Origin of the sequence: Flavobacterium aerium, assembly GCF_030766725.1 — a bacterium.
Lineage (GTDB): Bacteria > Bacteroidota > Bacteroidia > Flavobacteriales > Flavobacteriaceae > Flavobacterium > Flavobacterium aerium.
The window spans coordinates 266,004-287,173 of record NZ_JARQWR010000001.1 but is presented as its reverse complement, the minus strand read 5'-3'; the positions used below and the strand labels follow the sequence as shown (position 1 = coordinate 287,173).

Sequence of the window (21,170 nt, the reverse complement as noted above, 5' to 3'; positions counted from 1 at the left end):
AATATTGAATGCTTAAGCAATTTTTACAACTAAAATTATCCCAGAAATTATCTCCACAACAAATTCAGTTGATGAAGTTAATTCAATTGCCTACGCAAGCTTTTGAACAACGTCTAAAAGAGGAAATGGTTGAAAATCCAGCCCTAGAGTCCGGAAAAGAAGAGGATGATTACGAAAAGGATGAATTTGACACTGAGGCATATGATGATTACGAGGATTCTGACCGTATTGACGCAGAAGATATAAATATTGATGAGTACTTGAGTGACGATGAAGTACCAAGTTATAAAACACAGTCGAATAATTACAGTGATGACGATGAAGATCGTTCTATGCCATTGGCCTCGCCTGTAAGTTTTCATCAAGATTTAATCAATCAACTGAATACTTTTATCTTAAATGACAGCGATCGTGAGATTGCCGAATTTTTGGTAGGAAGTATTGACGATATGGGATACATTCGCCGTAGCATTCAAGAAATTGTAGATGATATGGCTTTTACTCAAGGTATTTATACTGATGAGAAAACTGTAGAAAGAATATTACACATCGTTCATGAGTTAGAGCCTTCGGGTGTAGGCGCACGTGATTTACAAGAGTGCCTGCTGCTTCAATTGAAACACAAAACTCCAACTGAAGCCATTGCTTTAGCCACAGATATTATTGAAAATCAATTTGAAGCTTTTACTAAGAAGCATTACGACAAATTATTACAGAAATATGAGGTTTCACAAGAGCAATTAAAAAAGGCAATTGATGAAATTGAAAAGTTAAACCCTAAACCGGGTGGAGCTTATGCTGGAAATAACAGAGTGATTGAACATGTCGTTCCCGATTTTGCAATTAAAATTGTCGATGGGGAACTTGAACTTTCATTAAATGGCCGTAATGCTCCTGAACTACACGTTTCAAAAGATTACCAAGAAATGTTACAAGGTTACAAAGAAGCCCGAGAAAAATCGAACGCTCAAAAAGAGGCCGTTCAATTTATCAAACAGAAACTGGATTCTGCCAAATGGTTTATTGATGCAATTAGACAACGTCAGGAAACATTATATGTAACCATGAATGCAATCATGCATTACCAAGAAGAATATTTTCTTGATGGTGATGAAACCAAACTAAAACCAATGATCCTTAAGGATATTGCGGATATGGTTGGCTTAGATATTTCAACCGTATCTCGTGTTGCAAACAGTAAATATGTTGACACACCTTATGGTACAAAACTAATTAAAGAGTTCTTCTCTGAAGCCATGATGAACGATCAAGGTGAAGAAGTATCAACTCTTGAAATTAAAAAAATACTACAAAACGTTATCGAAGAAGAGGACAAAAGAAAACCACTTCCAGATGATAAATTGGCTGAAATATTAAAAGAGAAAGGATATCCTATTGCGCGCCGTACTATTGCAAAATATAGAGAACAACTTGATATTCCTGTCGCTCGAATGAGAAAGAAAATGTAAAAAAAATAGAAGCGCCCAGTTTTTACTAAATCGTTGGGCCTTTTGTTTAATACACTCTAAAAAATTTATTTTGAAAAAAATCCTCCCTGTTTTTTCATATATTTTTCACCCGTTATTCATATCGGTTTTTGCGGCTTTGCTATACTTTTTCTTTAGTAATCGCTACTTTATCTATCAGGATATTTATTTAATTCTGATTCAAATCCTGATTGTAACGATTCTAATTCCTGTTTCGATTTACTACTTCCTACTTTCTTTAGGAAAAGTAAATTCTATTATGCTCAATGATAAATCACAGCGAAGAATTCCACTAGCCATACATGCCCTTTTACTTTTAATACTAATTAAAAAAAGCATTACAATTGATAGTATTCCAGAGTTATACTATTATTTTCTTGGGAGTTTGATTAGTACTGTAGTTGCTTTATTTCTTATTATTCTAGGTTATAAAGCCAGTTTACATATGGTTGGAATGAGCGCATTGACCATATTTGCAATAGGAATAAGTATCCATTCTCAAGTTCGATTAGTCGAAGTTATTTCTTTATTGACCCTTTGTACTGGTATTGTTGCTACTTCCCGATTAGAGATGAAAGCACATGATTACACCGAGCTTACGTTAGGTTTTTTGACAGGAATTCTACCTCAAATTGGATTGTGGTATTTCTGGCTATAGGATATAAAATATCAATCCCAAATTCACCGTATTCATATCGATTGATTTCCCACCAATAGTTCCTGATTTAAACAACGGATTAAGTCCATAATAGACATGGAAATTCCATGTATTATAACCAAAAGATACATACGCACCGTACATCATCTTATTCAAGTCGGGGTTACCTGTTATTTTTTCATTGACCTCACCATAGCTAAATTGAGCTTTATCGCCAATCAGGTAACTTAATTTTAAACCGGTATAAATACGCCAAAAACGGTGTGTTTTTGGAGTAGAAGTACGCCATCTAAATTCTAATGGGACTTCTAAATAATGAAGTGAAATTTTATTCTTGCCTACATCCATTCCTTCAGCAGGAAGAAAATAAGTGTTTTCTCCATTTTCATTATGAATCAGCATGTTCTGCTTCAGGAAGTTCATAGAATATCCTAAACCCAATGCAATGGCAAAAGTTCTACGCTCATTAATTGGCATATCCCTAAGGAAACCAAAGTGAATCCCATATGAAAATGAATTTTGAGTAACATCATCCGGTCTATTTTGCAATAGATTATAAGTCAGTCCAGCGTAAAACTGATCTTCTCTGTATTTTGGATCGTTAACTTTAATGGTAATAGAATCATTCTTTTCTTTATCCGCATCAGATTCTTCTATTTTCACCCCTTCAGGTTCAACTTCTTCCTTAACCTCTTGTTTTTCATGAAGTTCCTGTGCTTCCGAAATTTGCTTTTTCGTCTTAGTATCTTGTGCAAATGAATGGAAAAAACAGAAAAAAAGAAGTATATATAGGTGTTTGTGCATAGCTATTCAATTATCACAATAAAAGTAGTAAAAAAAATAGAATTGGGTGACAGATCCTATTCTTTTCGTTTTTTACCGTTCAATTAAAAATCATATTACACAATTTATTTGTACACTATTCTATATTTTGAATCCTCCATCAGAATAGTCGTGTTCAAAAATTATCGGATTCCAAACTGACTACTCGTTTATTATCCTATTTTTGTTATACAAAATCATTTATTCAACACATGCCTACTATTCTAATCATTGAAGACGATACCAGAGTCGCAACTCTACTCCAACGTGGTTTAGAAGAACAGGACTTCCAAACTCAAATTGCTTATGATGGTGAAATGGGTAAAAAACTTTGTCAAAGCAATACTTACGATTTAGTAATAACCGATATCATATTGCCTAAAATTAGTGGATTGGATCTATGTCAGCAATTGAAAAAAAGCTACCCCTCTCTTCCCATCATTATGCTGACAGCCCTTGGTACCACAGACGATAAAGTAGATGGTTTTGATGCTGGCGCTGATGATTACCTCGTTAAACCTTTTGACTTTAGAGAATTACTGGCGCGTATTCGAGTACTCTTAAAACGAAATAGTAATGCCGTACTTCACGCGGACACCTTTACTTATTTCGATTTAGAATTAGATTACAACACCAAAACCATTAAACGATCTGGAAAAGAAATTAATCTAACTCCCAAAGAGTTTAAGCTCTTGGAATATATGATGCAAAATGCAGAACGGGTATTGTCTCGAACTGAAATTGCCGAAAAAGTATGGAATACCCATTTTGATACTGGTACGAACTTTATCGATGTATATATTAATTACTTACGTAAAAAAATTGATAAAGATTTTGACACCAAATTGATTCATACCAAATCGGGTATGGGCTTCATCTTGAAAAATGGCGATCAATAACTAAACTGATTTTCATGACAATCCAAAACAGACTTAGTTTACTCTTTACTTTCCTTACGGCTTCCATCCTATTGCTATTTGCCGTAATCATATATATATCTGGCGAAAAAAGCAGAGAAACTGCTTTTTACAATAGCTTATCCAAAGAAGCAATTACGAAAGCCAACCTTTATTTTAAAGCCAAGATTGACACTAAGACATTACAGGAAATCTACACCAATAATCGCTCTACGATTAATGAGGTAGAAGTGGCAATTTACGATGATACTTTTCATCTACTCTATCACGATGCAGTCGATATTGATGTGGTAAAAGAAAGTCAGAAAATGATTCAATCCGTTTTGAAGAAAAACGAAATCAAATTCTATCAAGATCAATGGCAGGTTGTCGGTTTAAAGTATATCATCAACAATAAGAGTTATGTAATTACTGCCGCTGCTTACGATCAAAATGGATATCATAACTTTGAGAATCTACGCAATACCATATTAGTGGTACTCTGCTTTTCTATCGTTCTAATTTATATTATGGGACGATTTTTCTCCAAAAGAGCTTTATCTCCTGTTTCCCAATTAATCAATAAAGTAAAAATCATCACCGCTACAAATCTGGATTTGCGCGTTAGTATGCCCAATAGTAAAGATGAAATTGCTGAACTGGCCACTACTTTTAATGAAATGCTAGACCGATTGGAAAAATCATTTGATGCTCAAAAAGATTTTGTTTCCAATATTTCCCATGAATTGCGTACGCCATTAACCGCTATGCTCACCGAACTACAATTGACCATTGGGCACATGCGTACGAATGAAGAATATCAGGAATCGATTACCCATGCTATAAATGACGCTCAAAAATTAGTTCGTCTGTCCAATAGCTTGTTGGATTTAGCCAAAGCCAATTATGATCAAACGGAAATAGGGTTCAAAGAAATTCGTTTGGATGAAGTATTATTGGATGCTCGAAATGATGTGATGCACAACCAAGTCGAATTCAAAGTCAATATTATTTTTGAAAAGGAAATTGAAGACGATGACTATATTTCTGTAATGGGTAATGAGTATTTATTAAAAGTTGCTTTCATGAATTTGATTGAGAATGGTTGTAAATTCTCTGATGAAAACGAAACCACAATTGCTATTACTTATTTTAAAACAAAAACTATTATTCGCTTCCAAGATAATGGAATTGGTATTAGTCCAGAAGATTTACCTAATATTTTCACTGCTTTTTACCGTGGAAACAATAAAAATTACGCCAACGGTAATGGAATTGGCCTATCTTTAACACAAAAAATAATTCTATTGCATCAAGGTGAAATCCATGTCGTTTCCAAACAAAATGAAGGCACAACTTTCACTGTTGAATTACCACATGTTTAAGCTTATTTTTATGAAAAACTATTTCATACTCGTTATCTTATTCCTTTCTTCTATCAATTCTTTTTCTCAAGAAGGTATAAAAAATTTGTAAAAAACCAAAATAGAACAACAAACCAGAGCCCATACTATATTGACAATAAAAAAATGGCAGAAATAGAATATTATTTAGTTGATGTATTTACTTCATCAAAATATGGAGGAAATCAATTAGCAGTTTTTATAGATTATAAAGATAATGCTTCAGAAAAAAACATGCTTGAAATTGCGCGAGAACTTAATTTTCCAGAGATTACATTTGTAAAGAAAAAACATAACAACGAGAAATTCGATGTTAGAATATTTACGCCAGAATATGAAGTCCCTTTTGCTGGTCACCCTTCTTTAGGAACTGCTTTTATAATCTCTAAATATTTACTACCAAAACCTGCTAAAAGAGTAACCTTAAACTTAAAACATTCTAAAATTATTATCGATTTGACTTCTGTGGATGATATTGATAATAGTAATTTTATAATGACGCAAGCTCAACCTGAATTTATTACTAGTTATACTCATAAAGAAATAGCAGAAGGATTAGGAATAAAACTCAAATCACTCAATAGTCTGAAGCCAATTGAGGAAATCAGTACAGGGTTGCCATATATTATCATTCCTATTGTTAACTTGGAGGAAATGAATGGAATTAAACTTGATTCTCATAAAATAATCGAGTTTTTAAAACAAATAAAAAAACACAAAACAAACAGTCTAACAGGTTTTACTACTTCATTATTTTTCGTAACGAAAGAAACTTTTGAGAAGTCAAATGATTTCAATACCAGAATGTTTTGTGTCGAAAATGAAAAATTAATTGAAGATGCAGCCACAGGAAGTGCAAATGGTTGTTTTCTTGCTTATCTCCTGAAGAATGAATCATCAAATATATACGCTTTAATTGAACAAGGATTTCAAATGAATCGCAAATCATATATTAGCTTAGATGGAGAGTTGAAAGATGATAAATATACCTTAAAAATAGGAGGAAAAGTGGTAGAGGTAAGTAAAGGAATGTGGAAAATATAATTGACGGAGAATGCCACTTCCTGATTTAAGCAGGACAATTGCTATTACTTATTTTAAAACAAAAACTATTATTCGCTTTCAAGATAATGGAATTGGTCTATCTTTAATACAAAAAATAATTCTATTGCATCAAGGTGAAATCCATGTCGTCTCCAAACAGAATGAAGGCACAACTTTCACCGTTGAATTACCACATGTTTAAACTTATTTTTATGAAAAACTATTTTATACTCGTTATTTTATTCCTTTCTTCTATCAATTCTTTTTCTCAAGAAGGCATAAAAATGAAAATCAATTCTGGTTATTCTACTGATTTACAAACCTTACTATTATTTGAAGAAATATCCATTGATGAAATTGTTTTTTCTGGAAAAGAACTCGTTGGAAAAAATTATCAAATCAATATCAAAGAGTTTAAAAAAAATATTCTAATCAAAACAACCACCTTATTTGATAGTTCAGAAGATGAATATTTCAGAATTAAAGAAGAAAAAATTAAATTTAAAATAGCCGGAAAGATTACGGATAAAAAAGAGTTTAAAATACAAATTTTCGCAGACCGATTTGCCAGCAGAAAGGAAAGCTTCACATTATTGGATAATAATCTACGCTATGTTGTCAAAAATTTCTTGGGATCAAAATCTGAAATCGATGTTCCTGTAAACAAAGCTTTTTATATTTTATCTTTAATCACACCCACAAAACACAAAGATGGTTCCTCCTCTTATTGTGAAGTAGCCCAATCTAACTTTGATCCAGAAAAATTTGGTGATAAATATGATATTCCACACTACTACCTCATCGAGATGAAGTTCAACTAATTTATTTTCCTAAAGCAATATCAACTGCTTTTTCTGCATGTAGTTTTGCTGTTGCAAATACATCGACAGATACATCATTGGGGTTAATTAAAAGTTCAATTTCCGTACATCCAAGAATAATTCCCTCTGCTCCATTTTTTAGTAAATTCTCAATTACTTTCAAATAGACTTCTTTGGAACTTTCTTTAATAATACCCTGTACTAATTCTTCATATATAATTCGATGGACTTCTGTTCTTTCCGCAGCACTTGGAACAATAATTTCTATCCCATATTTTGTCTTATAACGATCTTTTAAAAAGTCCTCTTCCATCGAAAATTTAGTGGCCAGCATCCCCAATTTCTTATAGGATTTTTGCTGAATTGCTTCGGCTGTACTATCCACAATATGCAATAATGGAATTGTTGTATTACGCTCAATAGCATCGGCCATTTTATGCATCGTATTAGTACAAATCAAAATCATATCAGCACCTCCACGCTCCAAACGTTGAGCAGCATCAATCATTTTCTTTTCTAAAGCATTCCAATCTCCTTGATGTTGTAATGCAGCGATTTCGCCAAAATCAACAGAATACATCAGGCATTCTGATGAATGGCTACCGCCTAAAGTTTGTTGCGTTCTTCTATTTATTATTTGATAATACAAAACCGAACTTTCCCATGACATGCCGCCAATTAAACCGATAACTTTCATATTCTCCTTGTTATTTAATGTTCTCTTATTACTATAGTAAGATACTTAATTTATTAATACACAATATACATTGATTCTCATTTCGTATGAATTTTTTTATTAAATTTGATAGCACACCAAAAAACAAACCCGCATTATGCTAGCCTATTCAGGTTAGTATCCAGCATTTCTTTTCAATATTTCTCACCTTAAAAAAACAGGTAAACATGAAAAAAATTACATCCTCCCATCCTTTAAAATCAGTAAAATCGATGTTATTGCTCTCCAGTATATTGTTATTGCACACCACTGGAAAAGCACAGGATAAAACCAACTTCCTTAGTGCAGAAGAAAGCGATCCTATTAAAATGGGCTGGATGCAAGGTTCTCCACCACCAGACAATCGCATTCTTCGTTTTGAAGATGGAAGTTTCTTCGATTTCCCAGGTATGCGATGGAGTGTTGCCCATATGCGTCAATTTATGCCTACCGTTACTGTATCCAAAGGTTTAAATTCAGCCGCTCCACTCTCGACAAATTTAAACGTACAAATTGACAATATTACTTTTACTCCTATTGGTTTAAAACAAACCATGACATGGAATGAATCTCTACTGAAAAATTATACCGATGGTATTCTGGTAATGCATCGTGGTAAAATTGTTTATGAAAAATATTTTGGAGCCTTAAACATCGACGGACAACATGCTGCAATGTCTATGACAAAATCACTTATTGGAACCTTGGCCAGTACACTCGTTCAGGAAGGTACAATCAATCCCGATAAAACCGTCGCATTTTATATTCCAGAATTAAAAACATCTGCTTTTGGTGATGCCACTGTTCGTCAAGTAATGGATATGACAACAGCTTTGAAATTCAGTGAAGATTATGCCGACCCGAATGCAGAAATATGGAAATTTTCTGCGGCTGGTAATCCTCTTCCTAAACCAAAGGATTATAATGGTGCCAAAACCTATTATGAATATTTACCTACGGTGAAAAAACAAGGCAAGCACGGAGACTCTTTTGGATATAAAACCGTAAACACAGATGTACTGGGTTGGATTATTGCTCGTGTAACCGGTAAAAATGTAGCCGATGTATTATCTGAAAAAATCTGGAGTAAATTAGGAATGGACCAAGATGCTTACTTCTCTGTAGATGCAATTGGAACTCCTTTTGCAGGGGGTGGAAGTAATATGGAGTTACGAGATATGGCTCGTTTTGGAGAATTAATACGCAATGAAGGTTTTGCCAATGGACAACAGATTATCCCAAAAGCAGCCATCACTGATATTAAAAAAGGGGGGAATAAAAAAGCCTTCAAAAAGAGCAATTATACATTATTGAAAGGATGGAGTTACCGCAATATGTGGTGGATTACACACAATGAAAATGGAGCATTCATGGCTCGTGGTGTACATGGGCAAGCAATTTACATTGATCCAAAGGCAGAAATGGTAATCGTTCGTTTTGCCTCACATCCTGTCGCAGCCAATGGAGCAAATGATCCTTTTTCATTACCCGCTTATCATGCTGTTGCAAAATACCTGATGGAACAGAAAAAGTAATTATTTTATAATTTATAACGGTTACATCCGGAATAAATGCAATTTCAAGCATATAATTAAACAAGGAGGAATGTTTATAAAAACATTCCTCCTTGTTTATTAAAGACCACAAACACCTATAGAAGGAGCTGGTAATGCACACGCAACATAATCTTTAAAAACATTTAATACACAATCTGTTTTTGCATAATTTTTATCATATATAACTCCTTTACCATTTGAGTTTCTATAAAAAACATTACTTGGAGCATTAGCAAAGGTTGTTATAGATGCACTTCCACAAGATTGATTAATACAAGCATTTCTCCATTCTTGCTCTGTTACTGCTCCATTCGAGAATAATGAAGGATCAATAATTCTCGTTTCTTTAACACCAGAAGCATTTTTAAAACTCACTAAAACCGCCACGTGGTAATTCCACGAAACACAACATGTTCCCGTTGAAGCTTTTAAATTCCCATATACAAATTGCTTTTTACAACTATATCCGGCATCTTCTAAAATTTGTTTCATTTTATGTGCTCTTGCATAACATCCATCCACTGCATATCGAAAAGAAATACAAGAATTGGTAGCAACTCCACAAGATTGATTTTTAATGCTTGTAAATAAACTATTTAATACTGCTTGACTGGGAATAACATTTAATAACTTTGCAGCTTTCTCATCGATCTCACCTACTTCTTTTGTATATATTGTTTTAAAATGTTTTAACTCAGCATCAGAAGCCTTAGTAACTTTCAAAATCTCATTTGTTCCTTTTTTCAAATAGATATGTACAGGATATTCTTCTTGTATAGCATTTTCAATTAATTCAATAGTCGCTTTATTTTCATTTGACAACTCAATAGTATAAAACTGCGCTGACAAAATGAAGGCTACTTTGGCTTGCTTTTCTGTTTTATCAATACTTACGGGAATTGTTGTCGAATACTCTGACATTTCAATTTTAGCTCCATCGGATGGATCTGAATTTAATTTTTCGTTATCCTTTTCTGAACAAGAGTTCGACAAGAATAACATCATAAATAACATAGGTACAAAAAGTAATTTTTTCATTGGATATAGATTTGGTTAATTTTCAATAAAAACATTTCATATTATAATCATAAAAATATGTATAAAAATTTACATTTTAACTAAATATCATCATTATTTTAACATCAAATCAAACAATATTTTCATAAAGAAAATTGATCGGTAATATTCTTACAGAACTAAACTTTACGCTTGTCAATCCATTTTCAAAAATTATACCTTAAAATAAAAAATAAAACGATGATGAAATTCAATTCTAACTTCTGTCAAAACAGCCCATCTTACTGCGTTTAAATTCTACACCTTCCTACTCTAATAATTTTCTAATAATTTTCTAAAAGATCTCTAACAGCCTATTCTACTAGGCTGTTTTACATTTGCACCACAAAATAAAAACAATATGGACGTCAGTCTCAAAATAATTAATAACACTTCACTGTAACGAACACGATTTGGGTGGTTCATCAGTGAATCAATCCCATTCGTCATGAAATTAATCCATCCATTTATCTTCTTTTTTCAAAAGAAAAAACAGCAAATAAACTTTATTCCAGAGTATTACGATACAGAATTAGGGGCTGAAACAATGCCTTATATCGCAATTGGCGGAGAAGAATATGCATTATATACATCAAAAAAAGAAATTCACGAAACTCAAGAATCCATATTACACCATCAATCTTTAAATACTATGAGCTATGTTGACAATCTATGAATTTGCAATTCGTCTGGCGCTTGCCTTTGCCTTGGGACTTGCTATTGGCATAGAGCGACAATGGCGCCAAAAGAGTGCTGGATTACGCACAAACACACTGGTTTCTGTAGGATCGGCCACCTTTATACTATTGTCTGTTTCCGTATCAGGTGCAACAGGAGATCCAAGCCGAGTAGCGGCACAAATTGTCTCTGGCATTGGTTTTTTAGGAGCAGGTGTCATCATGAAAGACGGTTTGAGTGTGCAAGGACTGAATACTGCTGCCACCATTTGGTGTTCTGCTGCTGTAGGTTCATTAGTAGGCATTGGTCTTTTTGCAGAAGCCTCCATGACTGCTTTTTGTGTCATCATAGCCCATGTAGCACTACGTCCATTAGGAGCACAATTGAATAAAATTTCATTTTCACCAAAAAATGAAAATGCCTCTACTCTATATAGAATAATCATTAACTGTAAAGATAATGTGGAGAATCACATCCGAGTACTACTCATGCAACAACTGGGAAATCAAGATAAAATATTATTACGCGCACTTTCTAGTAGTGATAATGACACTACAAATAATACACTTATTGTAGCCGAAATTATTGCGGTAGGTGCTCAAGATTACTTAATGGAACAAATGGTAAGCCGTCTTACGATAGAACAAGATGTAACCAAAGTAAGCTGGGAATTCATAGGACAAGAATCAGAATTATAAGTTTTAACCCCCGACACAGTATGATGACTAAATCTCTAAAACAAATGCAAGCCAAAACAATCTCTGGTTTTGACGATATCGCTACGACTAAACTTCGTAGTGTTTCCAAAGCAAAAAGTGATTTGTTTTATGCTTTTCTGGAAAGCAGTGATAAAGGGCTCAGCCCAAACACTGCCGAAGAAAAGATAAAAAAATTCGGTTATAACGAAATTCAACATGAAAAGGCACCTACCTGGTACAAACAATTGTTTACTGCTTTTGTCAATCCCTTTATTGCCGTTCTGATTGCTTTAGTAATAATTTCTATTATCATGGATATTGTATTGGCAGATCCGGGTGAGAAAGATTACAAAACAGTAATTGTGGTGGGGATTATGATTATCCTAAGTTCGTTTCTTCGTTTTTGGCAGGAATACAGTAGTAATCGCGCTGCGGATGAATTGAAAAACATGGTTAAAACCACTGCTACCGTATTGCGCAGAATCAGAGGAAAACATGAGATTGATATTAAAGAAATTGTTCCTGGTGACATTATATACCTCAGCGCAGGGGATATGATTCCAGCTGATATTCGCATCATTCAATCGAAAGATTTATTTGTGAGCCAAGCAATTCTTACTGGAGAATCATTGCCGTTAGAAAAAAGAGAATATGAGATTCTAGATGCAGAAACAAAATCGCCTTTGGAACTGGAAAACCTCTGTTTTATGGGTACAAATGTTGTAAGCGGAACTGCCACAGCGATTGCAGTGACTACAGGGAATCTAACCTATTTAGGTTCTATTGGAAAAGCCATCAGTGGAAAACGTACCGAAACCAGTTTTGATAAAGGCGTAAATAAAGTGAGTTGGTTATTAATTCGTTTTATGTTGGTCATGGTTCCTTTAGTGTTTTTAATTAACGGATTTACCAAAGGAGATTGGTTTGAAGCATTATTATTTGCCATTGCCATCGCAGTGGGATTAACTCCTGAAATGTTACCGATGATTGTTACGGCAAACCTTGCCAAAGGAGCCAAGAACATGAGCAAACGCAAAGTAATTGTAAAACGTCTCAATGCTATTCAAAACATTGGGGCTATGGACATTCTTTGTACCGACAAAACGGGTACGCTTACCATGGATAAAATCATCTTGGAACGCCATTTAAATGTATTGGGGCATGAAGATGATGAGGTCCTAAAATGGGCGTATTTTAATAGTTTTCATCAAACGGGTTTAAAAAACTTATTGGATGTTGCCGTATTGGAGCATATCGAATTACATGACTACCTCAAAGTAGAAGAGGATTATAGAAAGGTCGATGAAATTCCTTTTGATTTCCAACGCCGTCGTATGAGTGTGATTCTCGAACAAAAAAATGGAAAACAATTATTAATCTGTAAGGGAGCTGTTGAAGAAATGCTCGATTTATGTTCTCATGCTTTTTATCCCGGTGATAATGCTCAAATTCATATTGAGAAGGATGTGATTGTCCCTATGGATGAAGCCATGCGAGCTACTGTGTTGAATACTTCCCGTAAATTGAATGAGGATGGATTACGGGTTTTATTGGTAGCCATCAAAGAATATGACAATCGTTCGGCCAATTATAGCGTTGCAGATGAAAGCAAAATGGTCCTTACAGGATTCATTGGTTTCCTCGATCCAGCAAAGCCTTCTGCCAAACCGGCAATTGAAGGATTACAAAAGTTAGGCATTACCGTAAAAGTTCTCACTGGGGATAATGACATTGTAACCAAGAAAATCTGTCGTGATGTAGGTATTCCCTTCGAACATGTGCTCTTGGGTAATGATATCGAACGTATGGGTGATGTTGAATTAAGTTTGCGATTAGCCAACACTAGTATTTTTGCAAAATTAAGCCCTGTACAGAAATCCAGAATTGTAACCTTACTTCAAGCACAGGATCACACCGTAGGTTTTATGGGTGATGGGATAAATGATGCTCCGGCACTCCGCAATGCCGATGTAGGAATATCGGTTGATACAGCGGTTGATATTGCGAAAGAAAGTGCCGATATTATTTTATTGGAAAAAGATTTAATGGTACTCCGTAAAGGCGTGATTTATGGTCGTCGAACCTTTGGTAATATCATCAAATACATCAAAATGACGACAAGCAGTAATTTTGGTAATATGTTTAGTATGCTAGGAGCTAGTGTATTCTTGCCTTTTTTACCGATGCTGCCTATTCATCTATTGATTCAAAATCTATTGTATGATATCTCACAGATTTCAATTCCTTGGGATAAGATGGATGCGGACTTTTTGGAAAAACCACAAAAATGGAATCCCAGTGGCATCAGTCGTTTTATGATTTTTATAGGTCCAATCAGCTCTATTTTTGATTATGCCACATTCGCGGTCATGTTCTTTGTTTTCAAAGCAAATACACCTGAGCATCAGAGTCTATTTCAAACAGGGTGGTTTGTTGAAGGATTATTATCCCAAACATTGATTGTGCACATGATTCGTACTCGAAAGATTCCTTTCATACAGAGTTGGGCCACCGCGCCTGTAGTTGCATTAACTTCCTTGATTATGTTGATTGGATTGGCAATTCCATTTACTCCTTTTGCGCATACGATTAACCTGCAACCCTTACCGCTCAGCTATTTTCCTTGGTTACTTGGTATTCTGGTAGGATATTGTTTGCTAACTCAGTTTGTTAAAACATGGTTTATTAAAAAATTTGATCAATGGCTTTAAAAAACAAATCTCAATTCCATTGGATTCTTGCAATCCTATTTCTAGTAATTCTTCTATTTGCTATAGAAGGATTGCTTACCCACTTTAATATTCATCAACAGGTAAAACATTTGCCTTATCCTAGGGAGTGTGAGGATTAGTCTTTTTACGTTCTAATAATTTTCTAATAATTTTCTAAAACATCTCTAACAGCCCTATTACTAGGGCTGTTTTACTTTTGTGCCACTAATAAAACACTATTCTTCTTCTCCAAATGGGCTTTAGGAAGTCCATACAAATTTTAAAAACTCAAAAAAAAAAACTTAATCCCAAAAAAACATGAAAACGAAGATTACAATCGTACTACAAAGAATAGGGCTGTCTATCCTGACCTTATTCATCTTCTCTTGCAAGAAGCATGTTGATGATATTCCTACTGTAAATTATACTATTAAAGATCATGTGATTTCATTACCTCCAAAGTCTAATTTACTGAGTAAATTAAAAACATATACTGTAGCCGAAGAATCATTTCGAATGGAAATGACCTCAACAGGAACTGTAAAAACAATACCAAATAATTATGCTGAGATTGCTCCGCCATTTTCGGGACGTATTTTAAAATCATTTGTGCGATTAGGCCAAGTGGTTCAACCGGGTTCTCCCATATTTGAAATGAGTTCTCCAGATTATTTTAATGCACAAAAAGAATATTTTGATGCCAAACAGGAATACAAACAGGCTGAATTGAATTGGAAAAGACAACAAGATTTATTTAAAAATGGCGTGGGAATCAAACAGGAATTAGAAGAATCTGAAACTAATTATCAAACTAAAAAATCGGCTTTCTCAAATGCTGATGCTGCTCTCCATGTTTTTAATATTGATCCGTCCAAATCCCATTTGGGGCAACCTCTTCTTGTTCGTTCTCCCATAAAAGGTGAAATCGTTAGTAACAATATTGTAATTGGTCAATATCAAAAAGATGATTCTTCTCCTATTGCTATTGTAGCGGAATTGAGTAAAGTTTGGATTATAGGACAAGTGAAAGAAAAAGACATTCGCTTTATCCATGAATTGGATGAGGTGGAAGTAAAAATTGCCGCTTTACCCGAGCAAGCCATTAAAGGAAAAGTATATCATGTGAATGAGATTGTGGATGAAAGTACTCGTAGTGTTGAAATCATTATTGAATGTGAGAATAAAAACAAAGATTTAAAACCGGGTATGTTTGTCAATGTTCGTTTTATTGACACTCCAGAAAATACAATTCTAATCCCCGAAAAAGCAGTATTGCAATTCAATGATGATGCCTTTGTATTTGTACAGACTCAACCGAATAGTTACACCCGCCGAAAAATTGAAGTTGGTGATAAAAACAAAGGTCGAATTGTGGTCAAATCAGGATTAAAACCGGGCGAAATTATTGTCAGTGAAGGCGGAATATTCCTACTAGAGGCAAAATAATCATCTTTCAAAAACCGAATCAACATGAAAAAATTAATTCATATCGCAATCCAAAAGCGTTGGCTCTTGGTTGCACTATTTGCCTTGCTCAGTGTATTTGGGTATTATTCGTGGCAACATCTTTCAATCGAAGCTTATCCTGATATTGCCGATGTAACCTCACAGGTAGTTACTCAAGTACCGGGACTAGCGGCCGAGGAAGTAGAACAACAAATTACTATCCCGATTGAGCGTGCTTTAAATGGGATTCCAGGTATGCATGTTATGCGTAGCAAAAGTACGTTTGGTTTATCAATGATTACTATCGTTTTCAAGGATGGTGTAGAGGATTACTGGGGGCGTATGCGGATTCAAGAACGATTGAACGAACTGGAATTACCCTATGGTGCTGCACCCGGATTGGATCCATTAACTTCTCCTATCGGAGAAATCTACCGTTATATTATTGAAAGTAATGGTCATGACTTGCGTGCCTTAACGGATTTACAAAACTTCGTAATCATTCCTCGCATCAAAGAAGTATCGGGAGTAGCTGATATTACCAACTTTGGAGGGATTACAACACAATTCCAAATCGAAGTTGATCCTGCCAAATTAAATCAATATAATCTTACGCTTTCTGAAGTAACTGATGCACTTGAAAAAAACAATTCTAATGCAGGAGGAAGTGTTCTAAATCGTGGTGATTTAGGCTACGTTGTTCGTGGTATCGGTTTAGTAAAAGATCTGGAAGATTTGGGTAAAATTGTCATTAAATCTGAAAAAGGAGTTCCTATCTTTTTAACGGATGTGGGAACATTGCGCTACGGAAATTTAGAACGTAAAGGTGTCTTGGGTTATTCTGACAAACAGCGTAATTATTCTCAAAGTATTGAGGGGATTGTTTTACTATTAAAAGGAGAAAACCCATCGGATGTATTAGCAGGCATCAATCAAGCGGTGGATGAATTAAATACTAAAACGTTACCGAAAGATGTCAAAATTCATACTTTCTTGGATCGCACTGATCTTGTAGACACTACATTGAATACCGTATCGCATACCTTACTCGAAGGGATGGCTTTGGTAATCATTGTTCTTATAATTTTCTTAGGAAGTTGGCGTGGAGCTTTATTGGTCGCGATTACTATTCCGTTGTCGTTATTGATTGCTTTTATATTAATGCATCTTACGAATATTCCAGCGAATCTTCTTTCACTTGGTGCTATTGATTTCGGAATTATTGTCGATGGTGCTATTGTAATGATGGAAACAATATTGAGGAAACGGGAAGATCATCCTGATGAGTCCTTGGAGGAAGATGATATTGCAACACGTGCTTATAAAGTTGCTCGTCCCATCTTCTTTGCTACTCTGATTATTATTATTGCTTACATCCCACTTTTTGCCTTTGAGCGTGTTGAAAAAAAATTGTTTACTCCTATGGCGTTTACCGTTGGTTACGCATTATTGGGTGCTTTAGCCGCTGCCTTATTACTAATTCCTGGCCTAGCATATGTAGTGTATCGTAAACCGCAGAAAATGTACCATAACCGATGGTTAGAAAAATTAGGTCATGTTTATCACAATCGTATTCAAAAAATAATTGCACGCCCGAAACAGGTTTTTCTACCGCTTGCTGTTGTATTGGTCATGGCAACTGCTTTAACAATTACCGTGGGTAAAGATTTCTTACCGCCATTGGACGAAGGTTCGATCTGGTTACAAGTACAATTACCTCCGGGTATATCGGTAGAAAAATCGAAAGAGATGAGCGACACGTTACGTGCTCGTACGATGAAATATGATGAGGTTACTTACATCATGGTTCAAGCGGGACGAAACGATGATGGTACCGATCCTTGGACAGCTTCGCACTTTGAAGTTTCTGTTGGAATTAAACCGTATAAAGATTGGCCTCGCGGCAAAACAAAAGCCGATTTGATTAAAGAATTAGAAGCAGAATATGCTACCATGCCTGGTTATACTGTGGGATTCTCCCAACCGATGATTGATGGAGTTATGGATAAAATATCGGGAGCACATAGTGAACTGGTTGTTAAGGTATATGGAAATGATTTTAAAGAAATTCGCCGAATTGCAGAACAAATTCAAAAAACATTAGAGTCTGTCAATGGTGCTGTCGATTTGGCCATCGATCAAGAACCTCCATTACCACAACTACAAATCCATGCCGATCGGGAAAAGATTGCCCAATATGGATTGAATGTTTCGGATGTTTCCGAGTTGATTGAAGTTGCTATAGGAGGAAAAGCTATATCACAAATTTTCATCGGTAATAAAGTCTATGATATTATTGCTCGCTATTCGGAAATCAGTCGTGATACACCCGAAAAAATTGGCAATCTCATGTTGACCTCTGCCTCGGGAGCTAAAATTCCACTTTCACAAATTGCCGATATCGAATTGAGTACGGGTGAGAGTACAATTACACGAGAAATGAACAAGCGTCATCTTACCGTAAAACTAAATGTTCGTAATCGTGATTTGGGATCGCTCTTAAAAGAAGCGCAGGAAAAAATTGAATCTACTGTACAATACAATCATGAGGATTATAAAATTGTATGGGGTGGTCAGTTTGAAAATCAAAATCGCGCTTATGCTCGATTGGCTGTTATTGTTCCTTTAGCCTTGGCGTTAATGTTCTTGATGTTGTATGGTGCTTTTGGAAAATTCAGACAGGCAGCTTTACTCATGGGTGTTGTGCCATTGGCTTTATTTGGCGGAATGCTTGCTTTAAATGTTCGTGGTATGACCTTAAATGTTTCTGCTGCTGTTGGATTCATTGCTCTTTTTGGGGTAGCCATTCAGAATGGTGTGATTATGATTTCTCATATCAATGATTTACGAAAAAAAGGACTGATTTTAAAAGAGGCTGTTATTGAAGGAACTAAGCAACGATTTCGTCCAGTATTAATGACTGCAACAGTAGCCATATTAGGTTTACTTCCTGCTTCTTTAGCCACAGGGATTGGTAGTGATGTACAGCGTCCATTGGCTACTGTAATTGTGTACGGTTTGCTTTTCGCTACGTTAATCACACTCTATGTATTACCTGCTTTGTATTACATCATTGAATCCAAATGGGGTAAGAATGATGCTCCAGAGAACGAAACTATTACAACTCATTAAGATTTATCATGACAGTATTAAAACACTATAAAAAACAAGTTCTGATGGTACTCTTCTGTATCATCGGAACCCATTCTTGGGCACAAATTGACCCTGTTGCAAAAGGTCCAGCTCTACCTTATTCTGAATTTCTGAATAAAGTAATGGATAATAATCTAGAGTACGCCGCAGAAAAGTACAATGTAAATATTGCTGAAGCGGGTATTCTCGTGGCCAAAATCATGCCTGATCCTGAATTAGCTCTTGAGGGTGGAAACAATGGTCAACAGCGTATGGCATTGGGTTATAATTATGGAAGTAGCATTAGCTGGACGTTGGAATTAGGAGGTAAACGCCAAGCTCGAATTGCCGTTGCCCGTACCGAAACAGAATTGTCCCAACTCTTACTTGCGGATTATTTTAACAAGCTTCGTGCTCATGCTACCATTTCTTATCTGGAAGCTATTAAGCAAAAGAATCTATTGGATGTCAACCTCAACTCATACCAAACAATGAAAGCATTGAATCATTCGGATAGTATTCGTTTCAAATTGGGAACAATCATGGAGATTGATTTGCGTCAAAGTAAACTGGAAGCAGGTACATTATTAAATGATGTCTATCAGAATGAAGCGGATTGGAAAAGTGCATTGGAGAATTTGGCCATGCAATTTCGTACCGAAAAAACAGATTCATTATGGTTTCCAAAAGGAGATCTTTCCACTTTTGATCGCCAATTTAAATTAGAGGAATTAATGGAAACGGCTTTAAACAATCGTTCGGATTTACAAGCTACTTTAACGAATACAAAATTGGCACAAAGTCAACTTCAATTGACCAAAGCAAATCGAGTGATGGATTTAGGCCTTTCAGTTGGTGTAAGTGGTACTACTGTTCAATACAATCATGTTGCTCCTACTCCATCTTTTACTACAGTAGGTGGTGGTATTACAATTCCATTAAAGTTTTCGAATAATTCTAAGGGAGAATTGAAACAAGCGGAATATAGCGTACAACAAAATGAATTGATTTATAAACAGGCCATACTCCAAATTCAATCGGAAGTAAAACAGGCTTATTATAATTATACCGCTGCACAAAAACAGGTGGAACAGTTTAATGCAGGTTTATTGAATGAGGCTAAAAAGGTTTTTGATGGAAAAATATATAGCTATCAACGTGGTGCTTCTTCATTATTGGAAGTACTTAATGCACAACGCACCTATAATGAGGTTCAGTTAACTTATCACACGACCCGCTATACGCTGGCTGCAGCTTTAGTTGAATTGGAAAAATCTGTTGGTATTTGGGATATAAATCTTTAGAATTTTACACTTAATTGATATGAAAAATATAATGATATTGATTGTTGTAAGTTGGTTTTATACTACTGCAACTTTCGCACAAAATGATGCTTATACCAGTGGTAGAACACATTGGGGTATTAAAGCAGGCTATACTGCTGCACAATTAAAAGGTCGTGATCTTTCCCGTCTATCGAATGGCGGTGATGCTACTAGTTTAAAAAGTTTTCATGTAGGACTTACGCTTAATTCTGAATTGAGTACTCATTTCTGGTTGAAGCATGATTTATTATTTTACCGTCAAGGTGGGATTGTTTCCTTAAAGGATGATCAGGGTGAGACGTACAAAAGTAAATTGGTCATTAATACATTTACATTGATGCCTATTAGCCCTACTTTTCAGTACAAAGGGATTCAATTGTATGCGGGGCCGTATATTAGTTTTGTTTCTAACGCGAGTATTCAACGAAAAGATGAAAACGGGAATTTATATAAGGATTCTTCTTTTTTCGGAACTCCGGAACAGCCTTCTAATTATGCTCAAAAAATGGACTTTGGTGCAGTTGCTGGTCTAGAGTATGAGTTCCCATTTGGTTTAAATGTAGGCGTACGTTTTCAACGTGGTTTTGTAAATATTATTGAAAATGCCAATTCTATTGATGAGAATGGCACTGTTACTCCTCAAACTAAAATAAGGAATCAATCGCTTTCATTTTCTCTTGGGTATACCTTTGGAAAATAGTTATTTGGGTTTTTAATCGTTC

18 protein-coding genes are annotated in these 21,170 nt (G+C 35.1%); 15 read left to right on the top strand and 3 right to left on the bottom strand.

Going from position 1 to position 21,170, the window contains the following annotated elements; translation table 11 throughout:
* The first annotated feature begins 8 nt into the window (after positions 1 to 8).
* Positions 9 to 1,469, top strand: a complete 1,461-nt coding sequence (rpoN, locus tag P6733_RS01375) for an RNA polymerase factor sigma-54 (RefSeq protein WP_306349785.1) — start codon at positions 9 to 11, stop codon at positions 1,467 to 1,469.
* 70 nt (positions 1,470 to 1,539) lie between these two features.
* Positions 1,540 to 2,145: a hypothetical protein gene (locus P6733_RS01370; RefSeq protein WP_306349784.1), complete on the top strand. Its 606-nt coding sequence runs from the start codon at positions 1,540 to 1,542 to the stop codon at positions 2,143 to 2,145.
* On the opposite strand, the gene P6733_RS01365 is transcribed toward P6733_RS01370, so the two are convergent.
* Positions 2,140 to 2,949 (bottom strand): porin family protein, encoded by an 810-nt coding sequence (locus tag P6733_RS01365; protein ID WP_306349783.1) that lies wholly within the window; start codon positions 2,947 to 2,949, stop codon positions 2,140 to 2,142. The genes P6733_RS01370 and P6733_RS01365 overlap by 6 nt on opposite strands.
* Positions 2,950 to 3,179: 230 nt before the next feature.
* Between P6733_RS01365 and P6733_RS01360 the strand changes: the two genes are divergently transcribed.
* The 5 genes from P6733_RS01360 to P6733_RS01340 all read left to right on the top strand — a co-directional run bounded on the left by P6733_RS01360 (position 3,180) and on the right by P6733_RS01340 (position 7,131).
* A complete protein-coding gene (locus P6733_RS01360) occupies positions 3,180 to 3,866 on the top strand; it encodes a response regulator transcription factor (protein WP_306349782.1) in 687 nt (228 codons plus the stop codon).
* Between the two features lie 14 nt (positions 3,867 to 3,880).
* Positions 3,881 to 5,248, top strand: coding sequence for a HAMP domain-containing sensor histidine kinase (locus tag P6733_RS01355; protein WP_306349781.1), 1,368 nt, complete (start codon positions 3,881 to 3,883; stop codon positions 5,246 to 5,248).
* Between the two features lie 144 nt (positions 5,249 to 5,392).
* Positions 5,393 to 6,310, top strand: coding sequence for a PhzF family phenazine biosynthesis protein (locus P6733_RS01350; protein WP_306349780.1), 918 nt, complete (start codon positions 5,393 to 5,395; stop codon positions 6,308 to 6,310).
* Between the two features lie 10 nt (positions 6,311 to 6,320).
* Positions 6,321 to 6,512: an ATP-binding protein gene (locus P6733_RS01345; RefSeq protein WP_306349779.1), complete on the top strand. Its 192-nt coding sequence runs from the start codon at positions 6,321 to 6,323 to the stop codon at positions 6,510 to 6,512.
* Positions 6,513 to 6,522: 10 nt separating this feature from the next.
* Complete coding sequence (locus tag P6733_RS01340; protein ID WP_306349778.1) at positions 6,523 to 7,131, top strand: hypothetical protein; 609 nt, start codon at positions 6,523 to 6,525, stop codon at positions 7,129 to 7,131.
* Position 7,132: 1 nt separating this feature from the next.
* Here P6733_RS01340 and P6733_RS01335 read toward each other — a convergent pair whose 3' ends face one another.
* Positions 7,133 to 7,828: an aspartate/glutamate racemase family protein gene (locus tag P6733_RS01335; RefSeq protein WP_306349777.1), complete on the bottom strand. Its 696-nt coding sequence runs from the start codon at positions 7,826 to 7,828 to the stop codon at positions 7,133 to 7,135.
* Between the two features lie 206 nt (positions 7,829 to 8,034).
* Between P6733_RS01335 and P6733_RS01330 the strand changes: the two genes are divergently transcribed.
* Positions 8,035 to 9,381, top strand: coding sequence for a serine hydrolase domain-containing protein (locus P6733_RS01330; RefSeq protein WP_306349776.1), 1,347 nt, complete (start codon positions 8,035 to 8,037; stop codon positions 9,379 to 9,381).
* A gap of 99 nt (positions 9,382 to 9,480) precedes the next feature.
* Here P6733_RS01330 and P6733_RS01325 read toward each other — a convergent pair whose 3' ends face one another.
* Entirely contained in the window at positions 9,481 to 10,440 is a 960-nt protein-coding gene (locus tag P6733_RS01325; protein WP_306349775.1) for a protein-glutamine glutaminase, read from the bottom strand.
* Between the two features lie 466 nt (positions 10,441 to 10,906).
* Here P6733_RS01325 and P6733_RS01320 point away from each other — a divergent pair, with 466 nt between their 5' ends.
* The 7 genes from P6733_RS01320 (at position 10,907) to P6733_RS01290 (ending at position 21,148) form a co-directional block, all read left to right on the top strand.
* Positions 10,907 to 11,134 (top strand): hypothetical protein, encoded by a 228-nt coding sequence (locus P6733_RS01320; protein ID WP_306349774.1) that lies wholly within the window; start codon positions 10,907 to 10,909, stop codon positions 11,132 to 11,134.
* Positions 11,118 to 11,834, top strand: a complete 717-nt coding sequence (locus P6733_RS01315; protein ID WP_306349773.1) for an MgtC/SapB family protein — start codon at positions 11,118 to 11,120, stop codon at positions 11,832 to 11,834. Before P6733_RS01320 ends, P6733_RS01315 begins: the two co-directional genes overlap by 17 nt.
* Positions 11,835 to 11,854: 20 nt before the next feature.
* On the top strand, positions 11,855 to 14,545 hold the full coding sequence (gene mgtA / locus P6733_RS01310; RefSeq protein ID WP_306349772.1) for a magnesium-translocating P-type ATPase: 2,691 nt from the start codon (positions 11,855 to 11,857) through the stop codon (positions 14,543 to 14,545).
* A gap of 318 nt (positions 14,546 to 14,863) precedes the next feature.
* A complete protein-coding gene (locus P6733_RS01305) occupies positions 14,864 to 15,991 on the top strand; it encodes an efflux RND transporter periplasmic adaptor subunit (RefSeq protein WP_306349771.1) in 1,128 nt (375 codons plus the stop codon).
* Between the two features lie 24 nt (positions 15,992 to 16,015).
* Entirely contained in the window at positions 16,016 to 19,123 is a 3,108-nt protein-coding gene (locus tag P6733_RS01300; RefSeq protein WP_306349770.1) for an efflux RND transporter permease subunit, read from the top strand.
* Between the two features lie 8 nt (positions 19,124 to 19,131).
* Entirely contained in the window at positions 19,132 to 20,427 is a 1,296-nt protein-coding gene (locus tag P6733_RS01295; protein ID WP_306349769.1) for a TolC family protein, read from the top strand.
* Positions 20,428 to 20,446: 19 nt separating this feature from the next.
* Positions 20,447 to 21,148: an outer membrane beta-barrel protein gene (locus P6733_RS01290; protein ID WP_306349768.1), complete on the top strand. Its 702-nt coding sequence runs from the start codon at positions 20,447 to 20,449 to the stop codon at positions 21,146 to 21,148.
* Positions 21,149 to 21,170: the final 22 nt, after the last annotated feature.